Below are 20,273 nucleotides of genomic sequence, written 5' to 3'. Positions count from 1 at the left end.
TTGATCTGGGATGGCTGCTGATTCAAAAGACACCTCCATTCAGGAGGAAACAAGTAAGAAAGCACCTGAGAAGGAGTCGGCCAATTCCTCAGAGGTGGCTTCTAAAACTAAAACGCTGGATTCAGCAAAGGTCAGTGGAGTTGATCTTGTAAGGGAATTCGAACAAGCCCAGCAAAAAGACAGCCTTCCTGAAATTTATGTTGGAGATACTGTCAAGGTTGGCGTCAGAATTAGCGAGGGCAACAAAGAGCGCGTTCAGCCCTATGAAGGAGTGGTTATCTCTAAACGCAATGGAGGGCTAAATGAAACCATTACAGTTCGTCGGATCTTCCAAGGAATTGGAGTAGAGCGTATATTCATGCTGCATAGCCCGCAGGTTGCTTCCATAAAAGTTGAGCGTCGCGGTAAAGTCCGTAGGGCGAAGCTTTTCTATCTGCGGGAGCGGGTTGGCAAAGCCACCCGCGTTAAGCAGCGCTTCGACCGCTGAGGTTACGGCCTCGTTCAATCCAAATGCCGTCGTCTCTGGCGATTTTTCACGAGACAAATCCCATGCGCCGTTAGTTCAGTTGGTAGAACGCAGGTCTCCAAAACCTGATGTCGGGGGTTCGAGTCCTCCACGGCGCGTCCGATGCCCCTTCCTGCAGTTTCCTAGTTTTGAGAATGGAGTTGGATCTTCAACCTGGTGATGTCGTGAAGGTGCTCGAGTCAGCCGCTCTCGGTTGGGTTCGTGCACGCGTTATACGAGTCAAATCTGGTGGTCGCGTTGTGGTCCAAAGCGATCAAGGCCGCGAATTCACTGCACGAGGTAATCAAGTCAGACTTATTGAGCCAGCAGGTTTCAGACCTTGAGGGAATAATTCCCCTCAAATCGCCAACAACCCTTTAAAACGCTCATCAACTCTTGCAAAAGTCGAGCAAGAGAAGATTTTAATGAAAAATATTTTTTCAATTTTTAAGCCACCTAAGAAATTCATTAAATGAATGTAGGTTCTTATACGGCCCAAGAAAGCCTCAAAACTGTTTTTTTCTGCATTTAATGCCATTGGCTAAACACTGACAGAAATCACAGAAAACACCTTGAAGTTGACGGAGGGCAGGGCATAGGTTGATACTTCTTTGGTCGCTTTGTCGACAAAAGGGCAATCCATCTGGTCAGCTGACTAATGGATCAATAACCCTGGGACCGTAGTTCAACTGGTTAGAGCACCGCCCTGTCACGGCGGAAGTTGCGGGTTCGAACCCCGTCGGTCCCGTTATCAATAGAGAGAAGCATTGTGAAGGTCCGAGTAAGGCTCGCTCCTAGTCCTACAGGTACGCTCCATATAGGTACAGCCAGAACGGCATTGTTCAATTGGCTTTTTGCTGCCAATGAAGGGGGAAAGTTCCTTCTTCGGATTGAAGACACAGATAAAGAGAGATCTAAGCCTGAGTTCACAGAAAATATTCTTGAAGGTCTGAAATGGCTTGGCCTTTCTTGGGACGAAACCCCAATTATCCAAAGCGAGCGCGTTAAAGAACACAAACAAGGGATCCAAAAATTACTAGACCAAGGCTTTGCCTATCGGTGCTATGCCACGGAAGAAGAACTTGCTGAAATGCGTACGCTTCAAAAACTTCGCGGTCAGCCGCCTCGCTACGACAACCGCCATAGAAATTTATCTAATAAAGAAGAAACAACCTTTAAGGCCGAGGGAAGAACGGCTGTGGTGAGATTCCGCATAGAAGAACAATCCATAATTGCCTGGGATGATCTCATCCGAGGCCACATGAGTTGGAAAGGAGCAGATCTTGGAGGTGACATGGTCATTGCAAGACGTGCCCAAGCTGATGAGATAGGAGATCCTCTGTACAACCTTGTTGTAGTAATTGATGATGCCTCAATGAACATTACACATGTAATCAGAGGAGAGGATCACATCTCTAATACTGCAAAACAAATACTGATTTATAAAGCTTTAGGCATTCAAATCCCTGAATTTGCTCACACCCCTTTAATCCTAAATTCAGAGGGTAGAAAACTTTCTAAAAGAGATGGAGTTACCTCTATAAGCGAATTTAAAAACATGGGATATACATCCGAGGCACTAGCTAATTACATGACACTTCTTGGGTGGTCGGCACCAGAAGGAATGGGAGAAAGGTTTAGTCTGAAAGAAGTCTCTTCCGTCTTCAACTTCTCAAGAGTTAATAAAGCTGGGGCTAAATTTGACTGGGACAAACTGAACTGGTTAAACGCGCAAGTCTTACATGAATGGTCTCCGGAAAAACTACTACAGGAGATTATTCCTCTTTGGATTGCAGCTGGCTGGGAGATACCAGATAAGTCCTGGAGCAAAGACCTTTTGGAGTTGATCAGCCCTTCTCTTACGCTACTTACCGATGGATTAGAACTGTCTCGGCCTTTTTTCGAGGAGCCAAATCTCCTCCCTGATGGATCAAAGCAACTTCAAACAAATGAGGGGCAACAATCTATTAGAGGTCTTCTGCAAGAACTTGAGAAAAATCCTTGGGATGGCAGGGAAAATCAAAAGGCTAAAGAGCTTTTAAAAGTTGCCGCAGAATCTGCAGGAGTAAAGAAAGGTGTAGTCATGAAAAGTCTTAGAGCTGCCCTTCTTGGATGCTTACAAGGTCCTGACTTAATAACTACTTGGGGACTACTAGCTAGGGCCGGGAAGGATCGAACCAGACTCAGGCGCTTCCTCTGAAGAATCTTCTGGAGCCAATAATCCAAGGGCCCTAGCTAATGGCTGAGCTGTTAACCCTTGAATACCCACTGTCATCAAAATGGTTAAGAACACCAAACCTTGAAGCCGCCCTGCACCCAAGATCCCTGCTTGCTCTAGGCGAATTGAAAACAATGAAGCAACAGCTGCAGTAACGATTCCCCGAGGAGCTAACCAACCTAAAAACAATTTCTGTCTTAGGTCTAAGGGCAACCCAAAAGTCGCCAAACTAACTGCAGCAGGCCTAACTATCACCATTAATGTCAACACACAGGTGACACCACCCCACCCCAATGGGCTGAGTTCTGCCCAAGATACATCTGCTGCAAGCAAGGGGAAAAGCATAGTGATAGCCAGCCTTGCAAGTTCTCTAATCAGAAGATCCAATTGGTTTGCTTCAGTAGCCGGCCTACGTCCAACCACAACCCCTGCAGCGACTGAGGCAGGCAAACCCGACTCAGGCAAAAGCCATTCACAAATCCCGTACAGAAGAAACAGAACACCCAATGTGATTTGCAATCTCAGCCCAACGGACCGATCAGGTTTGACTCTACGTAGTGCCTCAGAAAGAAGCCAACCAGCTGCTGAACCCATAAGCACGCCTCCCCCAAGCCGCGCCAAAAGGCCAAAAGCGACTTCTCTCCAACCATGCAAATCTCCAAGCAATAATTCCAAAAGCAGTAGGGCCAAAACTGCTCCTACTGGTTCCAAAACCAAGCCCTCTGCCTCTAAAACATCACCCAAAGGCGACGCCAAACGAATTTGTTGTACCAACGGAGTTACAACAGTTGGTCCAGTAGCAAGAACAATTGCACTGTATACAGCTGCAACTGACCAACCCAATCCGGCCAGCCAATGCGCAGCCAACAAACCTGCTGCCAAAGAAACCACAAGGCGAATTACTGAAATTCGCAAAACTGTGTTCTTAATGGTCTCCCCAGGAAGACGAAGGTTTAGACCACCATCAAAAAGAACAAGACTTACTAACAGGCCAACAATTGTTTCCAGTCCCTGTCCCAGATCCAATGGCTCTACCAACCCAAAGCCAGAACGTCCAATGAGCAAACCAGATAACAATAAAAGCACTACTCCTGGCAAGCCTGTTAAGGCCGCCAAAAGTCGTGCACCTGCGCCTGCAAAGACGGTGATACCCCATAGCAGACCTAACCGCTCAGGCGTCATAAACAGTTGACAAAATTAATTGCAATGACAGGAAGGTATAAATAGGCTTCCTGGTTTTTTTCTGGGTGCACGTTAACCAAACCTCAAACCAGAAGGCATTAATGATCTCACTTTATACCTATTAAAAACTAAACAAGGAAGTCGAATGAACATCTTTCTTGTATGAACTCTAAAGAATCTTTTTAAAACCATCTTGAAAGTTGCAAGCAATTAAAATTTCTTAAGTCTTCAAAAGTTCTATCTCCAAGAATGGCTACTTGTAAGTGCTAATAGAAATAGGGTAAGGCTTCAGAAAAGTTCCTTTAGGAATATATAAAGGATGTCGAGGGTGTCCTTTTGCGGTCAATCCTAAAGCCATTGGACCTAACCCATATGGAACCGAGCAAATACGTTCCTGCATATAGCTTGCAATCAAGTCAATTAAGTCAAAATGACGTCCCCGCCACGTACCTCCTTCACCCCAACCAAGCCAAAGATCCCATTTGGCACTTGAAGACCATTTTTTAATCAACCTGGTGAGATATTGATCATTTTCTAATCCAATTGGATCCTTACATTGCCTAAGAGAAAGTGGAGAACTGCTGACTCGACCAAATAAGTTCACCACCACAAGACAACCGTATCCCCAAGAATCCGAAAATCCTATAAGCCGCCTAAGGGTTGGATCTTCCTTAGACGCATCAGCCTTAGAGGGGTTTAACCCAACAAAAATAATTTTCTTCTTTCGATTATCCCAAGAACGCTTTAAAACCCATCTGTAATGGCCACAATTACTAAAACTCGCTTTAGATATTGAGAAATCCACGACAAGCCTTCAGTATGCGTCTACTAGCCTTCCCATCCCCAAAAGGATTGACCACCCTTGCCATGGAGTTATATGCATTAGGGTCATTCAGAAGATTATTCGCAATAGAGGCTATCTTCTCAGGCTGAGTACCAACTAGAACTGCCGTTCCTGCTTCAACTGCTTCAGGCCTTTCAGTTGTTTCTCTTAGTACTAAAACAGGCTTACCCAAAGCTGGTGCCTCTTCCTGCAGTCCACCAGAATCTGTCAGAAGCAAGCAACACCTTTTAACCGCAGCTACTAAGCGGTCATAAGACAAGGGTTCAGTCAAAAAAACTTTGGAATTATTACCAAAATATTTTTCTAGGGGCTCCCTAACTATTGGATTTTTGTGAAGAGGCAGCAACAATGATACGTCGTGATGAGAATCAAGGACTCTGCTGATTCCATCAGCTATGCCAATAAGTTTGTCCCCCCAATTCTCTCTTCTATGCACAGTAGTGAAAATGACTCTTTGATTTTCCCAATTTGCACCTTTAATATCAATAGGCTTTGCAATTTCAGCAATAGTCAAAAGTGCATCTATAACAGTGTTGCCTGTTATAAAAACATCACCTATTACCCCCGAAGAAGTAAGATTAGATGCTGAAAGAGCAGTAGGTGCAAAATTCAAACTAGCGATCTGAGAAATTAAACGTCGATTAGCTTCCTCAGGAAAAGGGTCCATCAAATTCTCAGTTCTCAATCCCGCCTCTACATGACCAACAGGTATCTGTTCATAAAAAGCAGCCAATGCAGCTGAAAAGGCAGTGGATGTATCGCCCTGAACCAAAACCAAATCTGCAGGAAACTTTCGAAATTCGTCTCGAAGTCCTTTAAGCGCTGAGCAAGTTACATGAGTAAGACTTTGCCGTGGCTTCATCAAATCAAGATCATGATCGGCTTGTAAACCAAAAAGATCCATTACTTGAGCAACCATTTCTCGATGTTGACCAGTAAGAACAACTCGTGTACTAAAAACTTTGCAAGCCTGAAATACCTTAATTACTGGGGCAAGTTTGATTGCCTCGGGGCGAGTGCCCAACACGATGGTAACGCGAGGCAGACTAAACATAAGGAACTAAAACCTACTTAAATTTAAGATATGCATTTTAAAGGCTTTCTAGTCAAAGATAAATTTTCAGTATTCTATTTTCCTGTTATTTATTCAACTAAAAAACAAACGCCAAGTGAACAAAAAGCAAAGGCCTACAGCAAGGCCAAACATCGCCATTCTTCCATTCCATATCTCAGCCTGAGGAGTGAATCCACGTCGCCATGAGTTCAACTCGCCACTGCTCACAGGCTTACCTAATTGAGAGGTGTGAATCGGAGTTTCAGAATCCATCAAAATACCTCAACTAACTTGAAGCGATTAAATAAAAATATTCAAAATGGGGGTTTCTGCTTGTAAAAGTCATTAGCTTGCTCAAGAGGCCAACGTGGAGCAACTCCCAGTTCCAGTGAACTGGTGCAATAGACTAATTCTAATCGTTTTAAAGCCGCCGCGCCCACCATTGCGGCATTGTCTGTACAAAAGGCTTTTGGGGCAAGGGAAATTTCTATCCCCTCAATTCCAGCCCTTTCTTGCATTAATTCTCTCAATTTTGAGTTTGCAGCAACTCCTCCAACCATTACTAGAGTTTTAAGTCCTTGATCCAAAGTGCAACGAATACTTCTCTCTACCAAGACTTCAGCAACAACTTTCTGAAAACTTGCAGCAAGGTCACTTATAGGCAGGTGCCCCGATTTGGTTTCTAGTTCCTGCACCTTTCTAAGCATTGCGGTTTTCAAGCCACTAAAGGAGAAGTCATAGGGATGGAACCCACCCCCTGGAAGTGAAATCCTGCCCTTAGGAAGAACAAATCTTTCTGAGTCACCGCCATAAGAAGCAGATTCAATAGCAGGGCCGCCTGGATAAGAGAGTCCCAGTAAACGAGCAACCTTGTCAAAAGCCTCTCCGGCAGCATCATCATGACTCCGACCATGCCGTTCGAGACTTCCATCCACCTTCATTTCTATTAACTCTGTATGGCCTCCACTAACCAAAAGCACCATGTAAGGCGGTTCAGGAGGTTTATCCCCTAAAGAAACAGAAGCAATATGTCCTTCTAAATGATGTATGCCTAAGAAAGGTAACGAATGGAGTGAAGCAAGCGTTCTTGCTGTCACAGAACCAACCATAAGAGCCCCTGCCAGGCCAGGTGCAACTGTCGCAGCAACTGCATCAAAAGCACTTAAAGGAAGACGAACATCGTTTAACGCTTTCGCAATTAAATCAGGCAAAGCTTCTAAATGTCTCCTCGAAGAGATTTCAGGAACCACCCCTCCCCAACGGGCATGTTCGGTCGCCTGAGATGCTATGAAATTAGCCAAAACCTCGATTTCACCTTCCTGAAGCTGAACCACTGCAACGGCCGACTCGTCACAACTTGTTTCGAGGGCAAGCACTCTTTGCATCTTTAGGTCATATCTCCTCTAACTTTTACCTGTGCCTTCCTGCCTTGTTAAGGGGCAGGCTTAAACAGGAATCCAACTAATGCGTCGTCTCTTCGCAGTCGTGCTCTCCGCTTTGCTTGTTTTTGGCTTTGCACCAGTTGTTAAAGCTGAAAACATTGCGCCCTCACATGGCGGACTCACCCCTTGCTCAGAAAATGCCCGCTTTCAAGAGCGTGCTAGTGCCGCATCAAATGCTCAGGCAGTAGCCAGGTTTGATCGATACAGCAAAGCAGTTTGTGGTGAGGATGGGCTACCCCATCTAATAATTACCCCAACCATTGAGCCTTTCTCCTGGAATTTTCTACGCGGCCATGAGGGCGACGTACTTATTCCCGGACATATTTTTCTCTACGTTGCTGGAATCATTGGCTGGTCTGGCAGAGAGTATCTGAAAGCTTCTAAAGCTTCTAAGGATCCAGCTGACAAAGAGATTTTTATCGATTTCGACTTAGTTCGCTCTTCCTTGATCAAAGGAGCCATGTGGCCCCTTGAAGCAGACAAAGAGGCTAGAAAAGCTTCTGGAACACCAGGGTCTCTTCTTGAGAGTGACAACAACGTCACAGTCTCTCCTCGGTGAGATAGTCACAAAAACCAACCCAAAATTCCAACCTCATCTCTCCAAATACGATGCCTAAGATTTTTCGATCAGCTCATGTAGTTGCTGCAGTTTGGATCACCATTACGGCTGGATACCTTATTGAGTTCAACCGTTTTCACCCAGATCTACTTTTCCACCCAATGTCAGGCGGAATTGGTGGGTGAAATTAAGTTTTCAACTACATTGAAAGTTTGAAAGTTTAAAAAGTCCAAACCAATTTGAACTAAAAAAGAGGTCAGTCTTTTATCAGACTGACCTCTTTTTTTAGAAATTATTTTTTTTCAAATTCAAATCCCATCAGTTTCTCAATTTCCCCAAGAGCTATCTCAAGATCATCATTAATCACAACTGCATCAAACTCATTCCTTGCATTCATCTCTTCTTTAGCTCTAATCAATCTACGTTGAATAGCTTCTTCTGAGTCAGTCGCTCTTCCTCGGATCCGACTCTCCAACTCCTGAAAATTTGGAGGCGCAAGGAAAATCTGAAATGCTTCAGGAAAGCTTTTACGAACCTGTCTAGCCCCTTCCAGTTCTATTTCGAGTAAAACCGGATTGTCATTAGCTAATTTTTCCTCTACTGGCTTTCGAGGCGTTCCATATAAGTTTCCAGCGAACTCTGCCCATTCGATCAAGCCTCCAGTACTTGCGATCTTCTCAAAGGCATCTCTTTTTAAAAAGAAATAATGCTGTCCTTCAACCTCTCCTGCTCTAGGAATGCGAGTAGTTGCTGAAACAGAAAGCCAAATTCCTACATGGCGTTGCAGCAATTTCTTTACTAGAGATCCCTTCCCTACCCCACTAGGGCCTGTAATCAAAGTAAGTCTTGCTTTCGCTCCTGATGCAGTCATGCTGTAAATCAAATGGGAGTGCAGACTAAGAAGGCTAGATCGGTCTATGGCCTTTACCGAATCAATGGTCAAGGAAGTCCTCCAACCAATGGATCTGACAACCCTTCGGGCAGTGGTTGCGGAACTGCGTCAAAGAATAGTGCCAAGCCGATTCGAAAAAGCACAACAGCCTGATTCATGCACCTTAAATATTGGGCTAAGAACATTAAAAGGATTGACATGGTTGGAACTTAGTTGGCAAGCAGAAGCACCTCGCCTTGTGACTATTCCAACACCTATAAAGTCAAAATCTCAAAGCACACTTGCGCAACAAATACAATACAGCCTAAGTCAATTAGCCTTACTGGAAGTTCATCAAAAAGACTTTGAAAGAGTAATTGAATTCAAATTTGCGAAACGACCGGGCGAAAGTATAGATAGGATTTTAATTCTTGAAGTAATGGGAAGGCACAGCAATCTTATACTTCTAGACCAAGAGCATAAGGTCATAACAATTGGCAGGCAAATACGAATAAACAAATCAAGAATTCGTCCCATAAGCACAGGCGATTTATATGTACCTCCCCCTGCGCTAAAGGGTATAAAGCCTACTATAAAAGAATCGATGAAAGAATGGAAAGAAAGGCTCTGCCTAACTCCAAGCTCTCTGAAAAAAGCCTTTCAAGATAGTTATCAAGGCATTAGCCCTAGCCTTGCCCACCAATTAGTTAATGACGACAGAAATGAATCGCAAAAACTGCTGCTCTCTTCAGTTAATGAGCTAACAGAAGAAAAATGGGAGCGAATCTATAGTCGATGGCGTATATGGCTAAGTTACCTTGAAAAAGAGAACTTTCAACTTTCCTTTCATGGGCCAACAAGTTACATGGTATGGACTGCTGAAAATGAATGTATTAATCAAGAAAAAGACATCAGCCTTTCATTAGGAATTTACTATAAAGAATATCTTGAAAAAAAGAAAATCAATCAACTTTCTGATGAGCTAAAAAAGAAAATTATTGCCTACCAGATAGCGGAAAAGGAAAAACTAAATAGAATCAAAACCAAGCTTGGAGTCACCTCAGAAAGTGAGTCAATCCAAAAAGAAGCAAATCGTTTACTTTGCCTGCCCTCACCAAGCAAGGAAATCATTATAAAATCTCAGAAACTTTTCCAGAGAGCCAAAAAACTTAGGCGATCAATTCCAATATTACAAGACAGGGCTGTCTATCATCAAAGGAGAATAGAAATGATCTCAGGTAGCGAAGCCTTCCTTGAAGATCTAATGATTAAGAAGCTGGAAAATAACTTGGAGAAAATAAATAAGCTTCTTGATCTTCAACAAGAGTTAGAAACATTACTGTCAAGAACAAAAAAAAGATTTGGTCGAAACAGTACTCAGACGAAGCTTAAACATCAACCCCTAGAAATTAAAACCGCTGGAGGTTTGGTGATTCAAATTGGCAGAAATCACCTTCAAAATGACTTTATAAGTCTGCGACAGGCAAAACCTGGGGACCTTTGGTTTCATGCACAAGAATGTCCTGGTAGTCATGTTGTCCTTAAATCATCTGCGGGCTTACCCCAAGATGAGGACATTCAGTTAGCAGCTGATCTTGCTGCATATTTCAGCAAAGCAAAAGGGAACCAAAAGGTTGCTGTAATAGCTGTCCCTACAAAGCAACTGAGAGGAATTCCAGAGGCAGGACCTGGAACGATCTCCCACCGAGGAGGAGAAGTGTTCTGGGCAAAACCAGATCGAGGCAAAAACTATCTCTCGACGAATTAACTCCTAGCCTAAGGAAATATCAATATTGCCTTTTCTGACAATTCCGAATCATCAAGAAGATTCTCCTCTGCCTCCCCCTCCCCCAATTCAGGTTCAAGGGAGTTCAAAAACAGAGGGGATTAATCAAGACAAAACAATGCCTTTGGTTGACCACCTGGAGGAGCTCCGACAAAGGATTTTGCGCAGCTTGCTATCTGTAGTGATAGCAGCAGCAGTATCTCTAGTAGCTATCAAGCCACTAGTTCGAGTTTTAGAGGCTCCTGCCGGGTCTATTCGTTTTCTTCAACTTGCTCCTGGAGAGTTCCTATTCGTCTCAATAAAGGTTGCTGGATATGCAGGTCTAACTCTTGCCCTGCCTTACATGCTTTACCAAGCACTAGCGTTTGTTTTACCAGGGCTTACCAGGCGTGAAAAACGTTTAATTGCCCCTGCTGTTGCAGGCTCAGCAATTTTATTTGCGATTGGAATCATCTTCGCCTGGTGGGCCCTTGTACCAGCAGCCTTGCGGTTCCTAATAAGTTATGGCGCCGATGTAGTCGAGCCAATTTGGTCTATTGAAAGATATCTCGACTTTGTTCTCCTTTTAATGCTGGCAACTGGATTAGCGTTTCAATTGCCAGTTTTACAAATGCTTTTAGGCGTTCTGGGATTAGTACGTTGGCAACAAATGCTCTCATCATGGCGTTGGGTAGTAATGATTGCAGCAATTTCTGGAGCTGTGTTAACCCCCTCAACTGATCCAATAACAATGCTCCTACTAACAGGAGCTATAGGTGCTCTTTTCCTTGTGGGAGTAGGACTAGTCGCTCTTGCAGATCAATTCAAAGAACAAACTCCTCTAGAGCCTGAGTCGCCTTCAAATGAAGGCTAATTGCTTTGCCAAGTCGTGGTCTCTTAGGGGTATTCCATAACCAGTCACGCACCTCTGCAGAAACGCCTAACCGGTTAACCACCTCAACAACGTTCTGGAGATCTGCAATATAAGTTTCTTTAGTTTTTGGGAAGGACTGCTGCTCTAGATATGCCCACATCACTTGAAAATAAAGCCTCTTACTCCTCACAACCAATTGGACGTCATAGGTTGATTGCCAACGATTGCGAAAACAATTGATCACTTCATCGACTTCTAAAGGACCAGAATTTCCAGGCTGAATTGAATTAATCACTGAATTAGTTTTCAAGGTCTTAAAAACCCCAGTCATCGCAAAGCGTGACGGACCCCCCACAGTCCATAATGGGCATCATTGAGCAAAGACTGAACATCTGTAATGACACAAATGCCCACTAGCGATGTGCCCTCAATGGGACGCAGGCAGTTCATGAACCTGCTCACCTTTGGCTCTCTCACTGGAGTTGCACTGGGTGCTCTTTATCCAGTGGTCAATTACTTCATTCCTCCAAGAGCTGCTGGGAGTGGCGGCGGAACTAGTGCCAAAGACGAACTTGGCAATCCAGTTACAGCAAGTGGATGGCTGAAAAATCATCAAGCCGGTGATCGAAGCCTTGTTCAGGGTCTTAAAGGAGACCCTACTTATCTAATTGTTGAAGGCCCTGAGGCTATTGGCAGTTATGGAATTAATGCCATTTGCACTCACCTTGGCTGCGTCGTGCCTTGGAACAGTGGAGCCAATAAATTCATTTGTCCATGTCATGGAAGTCAATACGCGCCAACAGGGAAGGTTGTGAGAGGTCCTGCCCCACTATCTCTTGCACTTGCAAATGTCTCTGTAGAGAATGACAATGTTTTTGTTAGCCAATGGACCGAAACAGACTTTCGAACTGGTGAAAAGGCTTGGTGGACCTGACAAATTTCTAGGCCAACTTCTTTCTGACCCATTTACCTCTAATCGCTCCATGCGTCGCTTCTTTTCTCTGCTCCTCGGCCCCGTTCTCCTAACCATTTTCATAGTCATATCGCCTGCAAGCAGCTGGGCTTATCCCTTCTGGGCTCAACAGAACTATGAGAATCCTCGCGAAGCGACTGGCAAAATCGTTTGCGCTAACTGTCATCTTGCCAAGATGACTACTCAGGCCGAAGTCCCTCAATCGGTTAGAGCAGATAGCGTATTCAAAGCAACAGTAAAGGTGCCTTATAAAAAGGACCTAACTGAAATTGGTGCAGATGGAAGCAATGTTCCTCTTCAAGTAGGAGCAGTTGTAATGCTCCCAGATGGATTCAAGCTTGCGCCTCAAGATCGCTGGACAGATGAAATCAAGGAAGAAACCAAAGGGGTTTATTTCACCCCCTATAGCGAGGAAAAAGACAACATAATTCTTGTAGGCCCACTTCCAGGTGACAACAATAAAGAAATTGTCTTCCCAATCCTTTCACCTAACCCGGCAACTGATGACAACATTCACTTTGGGAAGTATTCAATTCATGTAGGAGGCAACAGAGGCCGTGGCCAGGTTTATCCAACGGGTGAAAAAAGTAATAACAGCATCTTTACTTCCAGCGAACAAGGTAAAGTTTCTGCCATTACACCTGCTGAAGACGGAACAACTCTTATCACAGTACAAACAGACTCTGGGGAAGAAATCCAAGAAACAATTCCTGTAGGACCAGAATTAGTTGTTAAAGTTGGTGACACAGTTCAGGCTGGCAGCCCCTTCACCATTGACCCAAATGCCGGTGGTTTTGGGCAACTTGACGCAGAAGTAGTGCTACAAAATCCTGCAAGAATATATGGCCTTCTTGCCTTCTTTGCAGCAGTTTCCATTGCCCAAGTATTACTTGTTCTGAAGAAAAAGCAAGTGGAAAAAGTTCAAGCAGCAGAAGGTATTTAACCTAAAAGAGGAAATTAAAAATTGATTGACGCTTTCTTAGCGACTTTTCAATCTCCAGGGCCAGTCTTAATAAGGATAGGCTCTTTTTCCCTAAGGTGGTATGGCCTTTTGATTGCATTTTCTGTAATAATAGGTCTAAATATTTCAAGAAAACTAGCAAAACTCAAAGGCTTAGATGATGAGCTTCTAAACGACTTACTTCCAGGTCTAATAGTTGCCTCAATAATTGGAGCGCGGGCCTATTACGTTGCGTTTGAATGGAAGCAATATTCCGCAGAAAATTTCTGGGGCAATTTAAATTTCTTTGAGTTGAATATTCCCATACCAAGAGCATTAGAAATTTGGGGAGGAGGCATAGCTATCCATGGTGCACTTATTGCAGGGTCATTGGCAATAATTCTTTTTTGCAGGCAAAGGAAACAATCTTTTTGGGAGTTGATGGATTTAATAGTTCCCTCAGTTGCTCTTGGGCAAGCAATTGGGCGTTGGGGTAATTTCTTCAATCAAGAAGCATTCGGAATCCCAACAAACCTTCCCTGGAAATTGTTCATACCTAAAATCGATCCAGATTCATTTACAATTCTAAGACCCAATATGTACATAAACAATCAATTCTTTCACCCAACATTTTTATATGAATCAATTTGGGATCTAATATTATTTATAATACTTCTAGGCTTATTTAAACAAGGTCTAAGGAATAAAGTAAAAATTCCCAGCGGATCAATAAGCTGCATTTACATATTTGGATATAGCCTCGGCAGAGTGTGGATAGAAAGTCTACGAGTAGACCCTCTTTGCTTATTCTCTTCACAACCACTATGTGCTGGGGGCTTTCGAATAGCCCAGATAATAAGCATGTTTCTTATGGGACTAGGAGCTCTTGGCATTTGGTGGCTATTTGCAAGAAAAAGGAGACTCCCTGAACCTCTCCGTTATAAATCAGAGGCTGAATGAAAAAAATTTCAATAGTAGGAGCTGGCCCAGGGGCTAAAGACCTTTTGACCATTCGTGCAAAAAATCGCATAGAAAACGCCGAAGTGCTGATTTGGACCGACTCACTTGTCTCTCCAGAAATTGTAGATTTAGCACCTAGATCATGCGAGAAGATACGAACAAGCTCATTAACTCTTGAACAAATCCTTAAACTATTAACAGATAGATTTCAAAAAGGTAAAAACATTGTTCGCCTCCATGATGGAGATCCTTGTTTATACGGTGCACTGTCTGAACAAATCTGCGGCCTAGCTGATGCTGGTATCGAGATTGAAGTCGTCCCTGGAGTAAGTGCATTTCAGGCAACTGCTGCATCGCTTCAGGCTGAGCTAACTATTCCTGGTGTTGTACAAACAATTATTCTCAGTAGATTTGGGGGAGTAACAGGAGTTCCAGAGAGAGAACAAATAGAGAACCTTGCAGCATTAAGAGCTTCGCTTTGTTTATATCTAAGTGCTAGGCATGTAGAAGATGTGCAAAAACTACTTCAAATCCACTACCCATCAGATACACCTGTTGCTATTGGTTATAGAGTTAGCTGGCCAGATCAATGGTTACAGATTGTACCTTTAAGGCAAATGGCAGAAGTATCAAAAGAACGTGGGTTAATTAGAACAACTCTTTATGTAATAAGTCCCGCACTCACTAAAAGTAACTGTAGATCGAAATTATATGATCAAACTCACAGTCATTTATTTAGACAGAAGGCAAATAAAGCTGAGGAGTAATTCAATCTTCAGAGGAGTTAGTCTGTATATAAATCTGCCATCTCCTTATTTCAGGCATTATTGTTATATTAATCATTTGTAAATGTAACAAAATTACCAATGACGGCGGTCGGCAACTGGTCCAAAACGCTGACAAAAGCTCTCATTAGGACTAAGTTCTTCTCAAAGCTCTAAAAAAGTTTCCTTGACTTCCGAGAGCCTTCCAAACAGACAGCCTGAGCAAACTTCTCCCAAAGGTGAGTCAAACCCACTAATTGCGGTGGGAGCAGTACTTCGAGAAGCTCGCCTTGAACAAAAATTGGACGCAGGGAGTATCGCCCAAAGTCTTCGGATTGGGAAAGAGCAATTACTTGCACTTGAGAATGGAGAACAAGACTTGCTGCCAGAAACAGTATTTATAAAGGCAATGGTTCGCCGAGTCTCTGATCGGCTAAATCTAGATGCGACACCACTTATTAAACAACTTGATAAAAAAGTCGAACTAGCCTCAACTGAGCTGTCACCCCCACTTCAAACAGCAACAAGCCCTACCAATAAAAAATCTATACCTAAACCAATTTCACATAAAAAATTCCTAACAAGCATCTCCATTTTTGCTGGTCTGGTAGGAGTGACTTTTACAGGCGTAGGGCTATCTATATTGAACTCAAATAGCGACCTCAAAGGTTATAAAGATATGACTCCTGATCCTGCCCCAAAGAAAATAGACCAAATCAATTCAAGGGAGCAAGAAATTACATCCAAAAAACTACTAAACAAGGTAACCCAGTTCCTTAATAACAAAAAAGATTTGAATTAAATTCGATATATAAATCTTTTCAAATAATTCAACGGCCTAATGACCACAATTGATTAAAAACTAAAACCTGTTTCTAAAAAGTCTCAGGCCAAGATCGCTGACCATTAAGTTTTCACCTGAATATCAAGTTCAAGTCCTGTCAATTCTTTAACTATAGGATTACAACTAGCTAAATTCCACTGCTCCAGTCCTAGATCATTGGACTCAGCTTTAGCTATCAACTGAATGATGATTTTCTGCTTCATCTTATTTATATTTATATCAATTGCTGCTGGTTCAGGTCGAAGATCTAAAGCCACAGAAAGCCTCAAAATCAAAGACATTTCTAAAACAAGCTTCCTATCACTCTTGCTTGCTAAAACTTGCCAAGCTTCATGACGTTTCTTGGGCAAACTTTTACGATGATAACGAGCAATTCCTGCAACCATCAAATGCTCTCTATGAGAATAGCCAAGCAACTCTCCATGACGAATTAAATACCAAGAGTGCTTATGGTATGCAGTTCGATTGATATGTAGTCCACAAGAATGGAGCATTGATGCAGCCCACAAAAGCTCCCTTCCAAAGCCCTTGTCATCATGCAAAGCCCCAAAAGTATTGTCATAAATTGACATTGCATGCTTTGCCACTCTCTCAGCTCGAACAGTATTAACTCGAAACCTTTTGACCTGATGTAAAACTGTACGATTTCTAATACTACGTTGGAAATTAAATCTGTCTTCTAATAATCCACGCCTTAGCATCCAGTCCACTATTAAACCTTCTCTCAAAGCCCTCTCACTAAGGGTCAATTCTTTAACTCCTAGCATTTTCATAGTCGTGTGAAGAATTAATGCTCCAGGGACAATTATTTCAGCACGTCTATCATTAATTGCGGCTAAAGATCTCCTATCTTCAGGCGTCATTTCTACAAGCTTTTCTATTAGCCTTTCCACCTGGTTAACCGACAGTGAATATCCATGTAATTTCACAGGTGGATGTTCTTCTTCGGCAGCGATCAAAGAACCTATCGCCATTGCAGTTCCACTAGTAGCTACCATCACAGGGCTATCCTCTGAATTAACTCGACTTAATACTTTGTCTATAGCAGGCTCCATAGAGCCTTGTATAAAAGTTTTCAAAAATTTTCGTCTATTAATAGATATTGGCTCTTCTTTAATGAAATCTCTTTGCAAACGTACAGCCCCTACTCTCGTGCTAGTGAGAGCTCTTGCATCAATCTCATCTGCCAAAATCAATTCTGTCGATCCACCACCTATGTCCAATAAAAAGTGAGGGCGCTCTCCAAATGACTTACCAGAGAGAACTCCAAGATAAATCAACCTTGCTTCTTCAGCTCCACTAATAAGATCAACGGCTAAATTCAGCTCATCATCAATCCTCTTTAGAAAAAATAATCCATTTGGAGCCTCTCTAACAGCACTTGTAGCTGTAACAATTAATTGTTCAACTTGATGACTATCAGCTAACTCTTTAAAGCGTTTCAGGACATCAAGAACTCTCTGCATTGAGACTTCACTGAGATTTCCAGTATCCAGGTCACATTCACCGAGGCGTGTGGTTGATTTCTCAGCAAGATCAACATTAAATGTATGTAAAGAAGGATCTACTGATGCAATTAAAAGGTGTGTGGAGTTAGTCCCTATGTCAATAGCGGCCACTTGAATTAAATGACTACCAGCACGCAGCTCTTGGTTTTTTTTAAGGAATCTGTACTCCTGACTAATGGTGTCAGGGCCCTCTCTATGGAATGGCTCTACTTCCGACATGGAACACCATTGCCATTAACTACAACAGTCTGCCATCAGCAGTTAATAGCTAGACGGCCTGACTAGCTTTCTCAAAGAAAAGTTCTCCAGGTAACGAATCATCCCAAACCAAATCACAGCCTTAATCCAATTACTTCGCTGGGATAGGCCAAGCGGAAGGTTAATTCTTCTAATACCAGCAGGATGGGCCCTTTGGATAAGCCCTAATGCACCACCCCAACTATCCCTGGTAATGAAGATAGCTCTTGGGGGCATCGCCATTAGTGGAGCTGGATGTATAGCCAATGATCTTTGGGACAGAAAAGTTGATGGTTTGGTTACTCGAACTAAAAACCGACCGTTGGCCAGCGGCCAACTAAAAGTCTCAACAGCCTCATTACTTCTAGTAATAATGCTTTTTCTGAGCTTAAGTTCAGTTGTAGCCCTGCCAGAAGCAACAAGAGGATCCGTTCTAAAACTAGCTTTATTAGCTTTACCTTCAATATTGATCTACCCCTCTGCTAAGAGATGGTTTAGCTATCCCCAAGCAATTCTTGCTATCTGCTGGGGTTTTTCAGTATTAATTCCCTGGGTGGCCAACCAACCCAACAATGATCATCCTGGCCATAATCTTTTTTCATCTATTGTTGCTGGTGGGCTGCCCTTACTTGGCACATGGCTTGCAGCTGTGATGTGGACCTTTGGTTTTGACACTGTATATGCAATGTCTGATCGAATCGATGATAAAAAGCTTGGACTAAAAAGCAGTGCATTAACTCTTGGTAAAAAGGTAAAAAAAGTAGTCTTAACAAGCTATATATCTGCATGCATATGCTTAGCGATTGCTGCTTTCCATGCAGGAATTGGTTTATTTTTTTGGCCATTCTGGTTAGTTGCTAGCATTGGAATGATTAGAACAGTTTCTCTACTTAAAAGTTCAGAATATGAGAATACAACTCCCTATGGTAAACATTTTCAATATCAAGTTTATTTAGGGGGAGTGATATTTATAGGGCTATTTTTAGGGCGGCTAATTTAAAGCATGGCAACTGTAGACCCCACAAAGTCAGCACCTGCATTAGTTCAGGGAGACGAAGTAGTAGCTGTCGCAGCCAGCTCGGCAATTGATAATGAGGAAGAAATCATACAAGGATTGAAAGTTCTAGAAAGTTGGGGCCTAATCTGTCGTCCTCAAACGAATTACAAAAGGCGTTGGGGTTATCTTGCTGGTAACGATCAAACCCGTTTTTCAGAACTTCACGCTAAAAATAATGCTCCCTTAATCATTTTTGCTCGAGGAGGTTGGGGCTCAGCCCGACTACTTGAACTCGACCAAGAAAAAAGTTGGTCTATAGGCTGGATGCTTGGTTTCTCAGACGTGACATCTCTATTACTTGCAAGACTGACATCTGGTTTTGGAGGGTGTATTCATGGACCGCTATTAACAACCCTCTACAAAGAGCCTGATTGGAGCAAAGAAAGGCTCAAAAGTATCCTTTTCAAAGAACAAGTAAATGATCTTCATGGAGATTCCTGGAGCTATGGCTTAGCAATAGGTCCTCTAGTAGTAGCGAACCTAACCGTCGCCTCACACCTCATTGGTAGCCGTTATTTTCCTGACCTTAGAGGAGCAATTCTTGTTTTAGAAGATATTGGAGAAGAGCCCTATCGAATAGATCGAATGCTTACCCAATGGAGACTTAGTGGAATTCTTCAAGCCATTGCTGGGTTGGGCTTTGGCAAGTTCCTAAATTGTGAGGCTCCGGAGGAGATCCCTCCCCAAGAAACATTCCGTCTAGACGAAGTCCTAAAAGAAAGAAGTTCCGATCTAGGTATTCCTGTTGTTGGCAACCTGCCTATCGGACATGGGTGTGGAAATGCCGCTATGCCACTTGGGCACAAAACTCTTCTGAACGGAACAAAAGGACTACTTAAGCTGATTACCTAATCTCAAGGAGTGCTTCAGCAACAGACAAATCAAACGGTGTTGTGACCTTTATGTTTGATGGACTTGACTCCAATACCTTTACAGGCCAGCCAAGTCGCTCATAAAGCGATGCATCATCAGTAACACTCCAACCTCTAATCTCCGCCTCAATGTGGGCTCTCTTCAAGTCTTCAACTACAAATCCTTGTGGTGTTTGGGCAGCCCACAACACTGAACGATCAAGTGTTGTTTCTATAAGGCCATGACTATCAACTTGCTTAATCGTATCTGTAATTGGTGTTGCAGCAATTACAGCCTGTCCTGAGAACATCTCCTCCGAACATTTATCAAAAAAAGCCGGGTCAACCATGCATCTCGCCCCATCATGAATGAGAACTTGAGTTGCATCTGCAGGTAAAGCCGCTAAGCCCCGCTTTACAGATTCTTGTCTAGTCTCCCCGCCTTCAATCCACTGAATTGGCTTAGAGGTATTAACCACTAGATCCATAATTGACTCTTTGTCTTTATTTTGTCCAACTACTCCAATCCAATGAATTGATTCAGCTCCAAAAGCCGCATCCAAAGTCCACGCTAAGACTGCTCGACCAGCGAGATTTAAAAGCAACTTATTTTTATCAGCACCCATTCGGCGACCGCTTCCAGCTGCTGCAATTAAAAGGTGCATGTTCAAGTCCTACAGGTAAATAGTGAGGATTTCTTCATCAAATCCACTTACATAATTCATAAGACCTCATTCGATGCGTGTGCTTGCTCTCAGTCCAGGATCTATTGATGAGCAGCTTGTAAAGCTAACTACACTAGGGAGCTTAAACAAACAGCTTAAT

General features: G+C 43.0%; 24 protein-coding genes and 2 tRNA genes. 16 read left to right on the top strand and 10 right to left on the bottom strand.

Going from position 1 to position 20,273, the window contains the following annotated elements; all coding sequences use genetic code 11:
* The first annotated feature begins 10 nt into the window (after positions 1–10).
* From rplS to SOI83_RS09175, 3 genes are all read left to right on the top strand, one after another.
* Positions 11–487: a 50S ribosomal protein L19 gene (rplS, locus tag SOI83_RS09185; protein ID WP_320676390.1), complete on the top strand. Its 477-nt coding sequence runs from the start codon at positions 11–13 to the stop codon at positions 485–487.
* Positions 488–551: 64 nt separating this feature from the next.
* Positions 552–624, top strand: a tRNA-Trp gene (locus SOI83_RS09180).
* 36 nt (positions 625–660) lie between these two features.
* On the top strand, positions 661–849 hold the full coding sequence (locus SOI83_RS09175; RefSeq protein ID WP_006043540.1) for a hyperconserved protein Hcp: 189 nt from the start codon (positions 661–663) through the stop codon (positions 847–849).
* A 14-nt stretch (positions 850–863) separates the two neighbouring features.
* On the opposite strand, the gene SOI83_RS09170 is transcribed toward SOI83_RS09175, so the two are convergent.
* Complete coding sequence (locus SOI83_RS09170) at positions 864–1,043, bottom strand: hypothetical protein (RefSeq protein WP_320676389.1); 180 nt, start codon at positions 1,041–1,043, stop codon at positions 864–866.
* A gap of 136 nt (positions 1,044–1,179) precedes the next feature.
* Here SOI83_RS09170 and SOI83_RS09165 point away from each other — a divergent pair.
* Positions 1,180–1,253 (top strand) — tRNA-Asp (locus tag SOI83_RS09165).
* A gap of 21 nt (positions 1,254–1,274) precedes the next feature.
* Positions 1,275–2,705 (top strand): glutamate--tRNA ligase, encoded by a 1,431-nt coding sequence (gltX, locus tag SOI83_RS09160; protein WP_320676388.1) that lies wholly within the window; start codon positions 1,275–1,277, stop codon positions 2,703–2,705.
* On the opposite strand, the gene SOI83_RS09155 is transcribed toward gltX, so the two are convergent.
* The 5 genes from SOI83_RS09155 to tsaD all read right to left on the bottom strand — a co-directional run bounded on the left by SOI83_RS09155 (position 2,658) and on the right by tsaD (position 7,188).
* On the bottom strand, positions 2,658–3,905 hold the full coding sequence (locus SOI83_RS09155; RefSeq protein WP_320676387.1) for a cation:proton antiporter: 1,248 nt from the start codon (positions 3,903–3,905) through the stop codon (positions 2,658–2,660). The genes gltX and SOI83_RS09155 overlap by 48 nt on opposite strands.
* 253 nt (positions 3,906–4,158) lie before the next feature.
* Positions 4,159–4,710: a DUF1643 domain-containing protein gene (locus tag SOI83_RS09150; protein WP_320676386.1), complete on the bottom strand. Its 552-nt coding sequence runs from the start codon at positions 4,708–4,710 to the stop codon at positions 4,159–4,161.
* Positions 4,691–5,803 (bottom strand): non-hydrolyzing UDP-N-acetylglucosamine 2-epimerase, encoded by a 1,113-nt coding sequence (gene wecB / locus SOI83_RS09145; protein WP_320676384.1) that lies wholly within the window; start codon positions 5,801–5,803, stop codon positions 4,691–4,693. The genes SOI83_RS09150 and wecB overlap by 20 nt, the downstream gene beginning before the upstream one ends.
* Before the next feature lie 93 nt (positions 5,804–5,896).
* Positions 5,897–6,076: a high light inducible protein gene (locus SOI83_RS09140; protein WP_320676382.1), complete on the bottom strand. Its 180-nt coding sequence runs from the start codon at positions 6,074–6,076 to the stop codon at positions 5,897–5,899.
* 41 nt (positions 6,077–6,117) lie between these two features.
* Positions 6,118–7,188, bottom strand: coding sequence for a tRNA (adenosine(37)-N6)-threonylcarbamoyltransferase complex transferase subunit TsaD (gene tsaD, locus SOI83_RS09135; RefSeq protein WP_320676379.1), 1,071 nt, complete (start codon positions 7,186–7,188; stop codon positions 6,118–6,120).
* 79 nt (positions 7,189–7,267) lie between these two features.
* Between tsaD and SOI83_RS09130 the strand changes: the two genes are divergently transcribed.
* Together SOI83_RS09130 and psaJ are read left to right on the top strand one after the other, a co-directional pair.
* Positions 7,268–7,804 (top strand): Photosystem I reaction center subunit III, encoded by a 537-nt coding sequence (locus SOI83_RS09130; protein ID WP_320676377.1) that lies wholly within the window; start codon positions 7,268–7,270, stop codon positions 7,802–7,804.
* Positions 7,805–7,854: 50 nt separating this feature from the next.
* Positions 7,855–7,989 (top strand): photosystem I reaction center subunit IX, encoded by a 135-nt coding sequence (gene psaJ / locus SOI83_RS09125; RefSeq protein ID WP_320676376.1) that lies wholly within the window; start codon positions 7,855–7,857, stop codon positions 7,987–7,989.
* 107 nt (positions 7,990–8,096) lie between these two features.
* Here psaJ and gmk read toward each other — a convergent pair whose 3' ends face one another.
* The gene (gmk, locus tag SOI83_RS09120) at positions 8,097–8,675 is read right to left on the bottom strand and encodes a guanylate kinase (RefSeq protein WP_320676375.1); all 579 of its coding nucleotides are present in this window, start codon (positions 8,673–8,675) and stop codon (positions 8,097–8,099) included.
* Between the two features lie 46 nt (positions 8,676–8,721).
* Here gmk and SOI83_RS09115 point away from each other — a divergent pair, with 46 nt between their 5' ends.
* Positions 8,722–10,443 carry an NFACT family protein gene (locus SOI83_RS09115; RefSeq protein WP_320676374.1) on the top strand — a complete coding sequence of 574 codons (1,722 nt, stop codon included), beginning with the start codon at positions 8,722–8,724 and terminating at the stop codon, positions 10,441–10,443.
* A 136-nt stretch (positions 10,444–10,579) separates the two neighbouring features.
* Positions 10,580–11,314 (top strand): twin-arginine translocase subunit TatC, encoded by a 735-nt coding sequence (gene tatC, locus SOI83_RS09110; RefSeq protein WP_320677743.1) that lies wholly within the window; start codon positions 10,580–10,582, stop codon positions 11,312–11,314.
* Here tatC and SOI83_RS09105 read toward each other — a convergent pair.
* Positions 11,265–11,624, bottom strand: a complete 360-nt coding sequence (locus SOI83_RS09105; RefSeq protein ID WP_320676373.1) for a DUF3067 family protein — start codon at positions 11,622–11,624, stop codon at positions 11,265–11,267. The genes tatC and SOI83_RS09105 overlap by 50 nt on opposite strands.
* Positions 11,625–11,711: 87 nt before the next feature.
* On the opposite strand from SOI83_RS09105, the gene petC reads away from it, so the two are divergent.
* The 5 genes from petC (at position 11,712) to SOI83_RS09080 (ending at position 15,753) form a co-directional block, all read left to right on the top strand.
* Positions 11,712–12,248 carry a cytochrome b6-f complex iron-sulfur subunit gene (gene petC / locus SOI83_RS09100; RefSeq protein WP_320676372.1) on the top strand — a complete coding sequence of 179 codons (537 nt, stop codon included), beginning with the start codon at positions 11,712–11,714 and terminating at the stop codon, positions 12,246–12,248.
* A gap of 49 nt (positions 12,249–12,297) precedes the next feature.
* Complete coding sequence (gene petA, locus SOI83_RS09095) at positions 12,298–13,230, top strand: cytochrome f (protein ID WP_320677741.1); 933 nt, start codon at positions 12,298–12,300, stop codon at positions 13,228–13,230.
* A gap of 24 nt (positions 13,231–13,254) precedes the next feature.
* The gene (gene lgt / locus SOI83_RS09090; protein ID WP_320677738.1) at positions 13,255–14,187 is read left to right on the top strand and encodes a prolipoprotein diacylglyceryl transferase; all 933 of its coding nucleotides are present in this window, start codon (positions 13,255–13,257) and stop codon (positions 14,185–14,187) included.
* Complete coding sequence (cobM, locus tag SOI83_RS09085; protein WP_320676371.1) at positions 14,184–14,954, top strand: precorrin-4 C(11)-methyltransferase; 771 nt, start codon at positions 14,184–14,186, stop codon at positions 14,952–14,954. Before lgt ends, cobM begins: the two co-directional genes overlap by 4 nt.
* 184 nt (positions 14,955–15,138) lie before the next feature.
* Positions 15,139–15,753 carry a helix-turn-helix domain-containing protein gene (locus SOI83_RS09080; protein ID WP_320676370.1) on the top strand — a complete coding sequence of 205 codons (615 nt, stop codon included), beginning with the start codon at positions 15,139–15,141 and terminating at the stop codon, positions 15,751–15,753.
* A 104-nt stretch (positions 15,754–15,857) separates the two neighbouring features.
* Here the strand turns inward: SOI83_RS09080 and SOI83_RS09075 are convergent, their stop codons facing one another.
* Positions 15,858–17,522 carry a Ppx/GppA phosphatase family protein gene (locus SOI83_RS09075; protein ID WP_320676368.1) on the bottom strand — a complete coding sequence of 555 codons (1,665 nt, stop codon included), beginning with the start codon at positions 17,520–17,522 and terminating at the stop codon, positions 15,858–15,860.
* 97 nt (positions 17,523–17,619) lie between these two features.
* Here SOI83_RS09075 and SOI83_RS09070 point away from each other — a divergent pair, with 97 nt between their 5' ends.
* The gene (locus tag SOI83_RS09070) at positions 17,620–18,540 is read left to right on the top strand and encodes a 4-hydroxybenzoate polyprenyltransferase (protein ID WP_320677736.1); all 921 of its coding nucleotides are present in this window, start codon (positions 17,620–17,622) and stop codon (positions 18,538–18,540) included.
* A 3-nt stretch (positions 18,541–18,543) separates the two neighbouring features.
* The gene (locus SOI83_RS09065; RefSeq protein ID WP_320676367.1) at positions 18,544–19,449 is read left to right on the top strand and encodes an LD-carboxypeptidase; all 906 of its coding nucleotides are present in this window, start codon (positions 18,544–18,546) and stop codon (positions 19,447–19,449) included.
* Here the strand turns inward: SOI83_RS09065 and ispD are convergent.
* The gene (gene ispD / locus SOI83_RS09060; protein ID WP_320676366.1) at positions 19,442–20,113 is read right to left on the bottom strand and encodes a 2-C-methyl-D-erythritol 4-phosphate cytidylyltransferase; all 672 of its coding nucleotides are present in this window, start codon (positions 20,111–20,113) and stop codon (positions 19,442–19,444) included. The two genes, SOI83_RS09065 and ispD, sit on opposite strands and share 8 nt — an antisense overlap.
* Between the last annotated feature and the right edge of the window lie 160 nt (positions 20,114–20,273).

Source organism: Prochlorococcus sp. MIT 1300 (assembly GCF_034092375.1).
Taxonomy (GTDB): domain Bacteria; phylum Cyanobacteriota; class Cyanobacteriia; order PCC-6307; family Cyanobiaceae; genus MIT-1300.
This window is presented reverse-complemented; position numbering and strand designations above follow the sequence as displayed.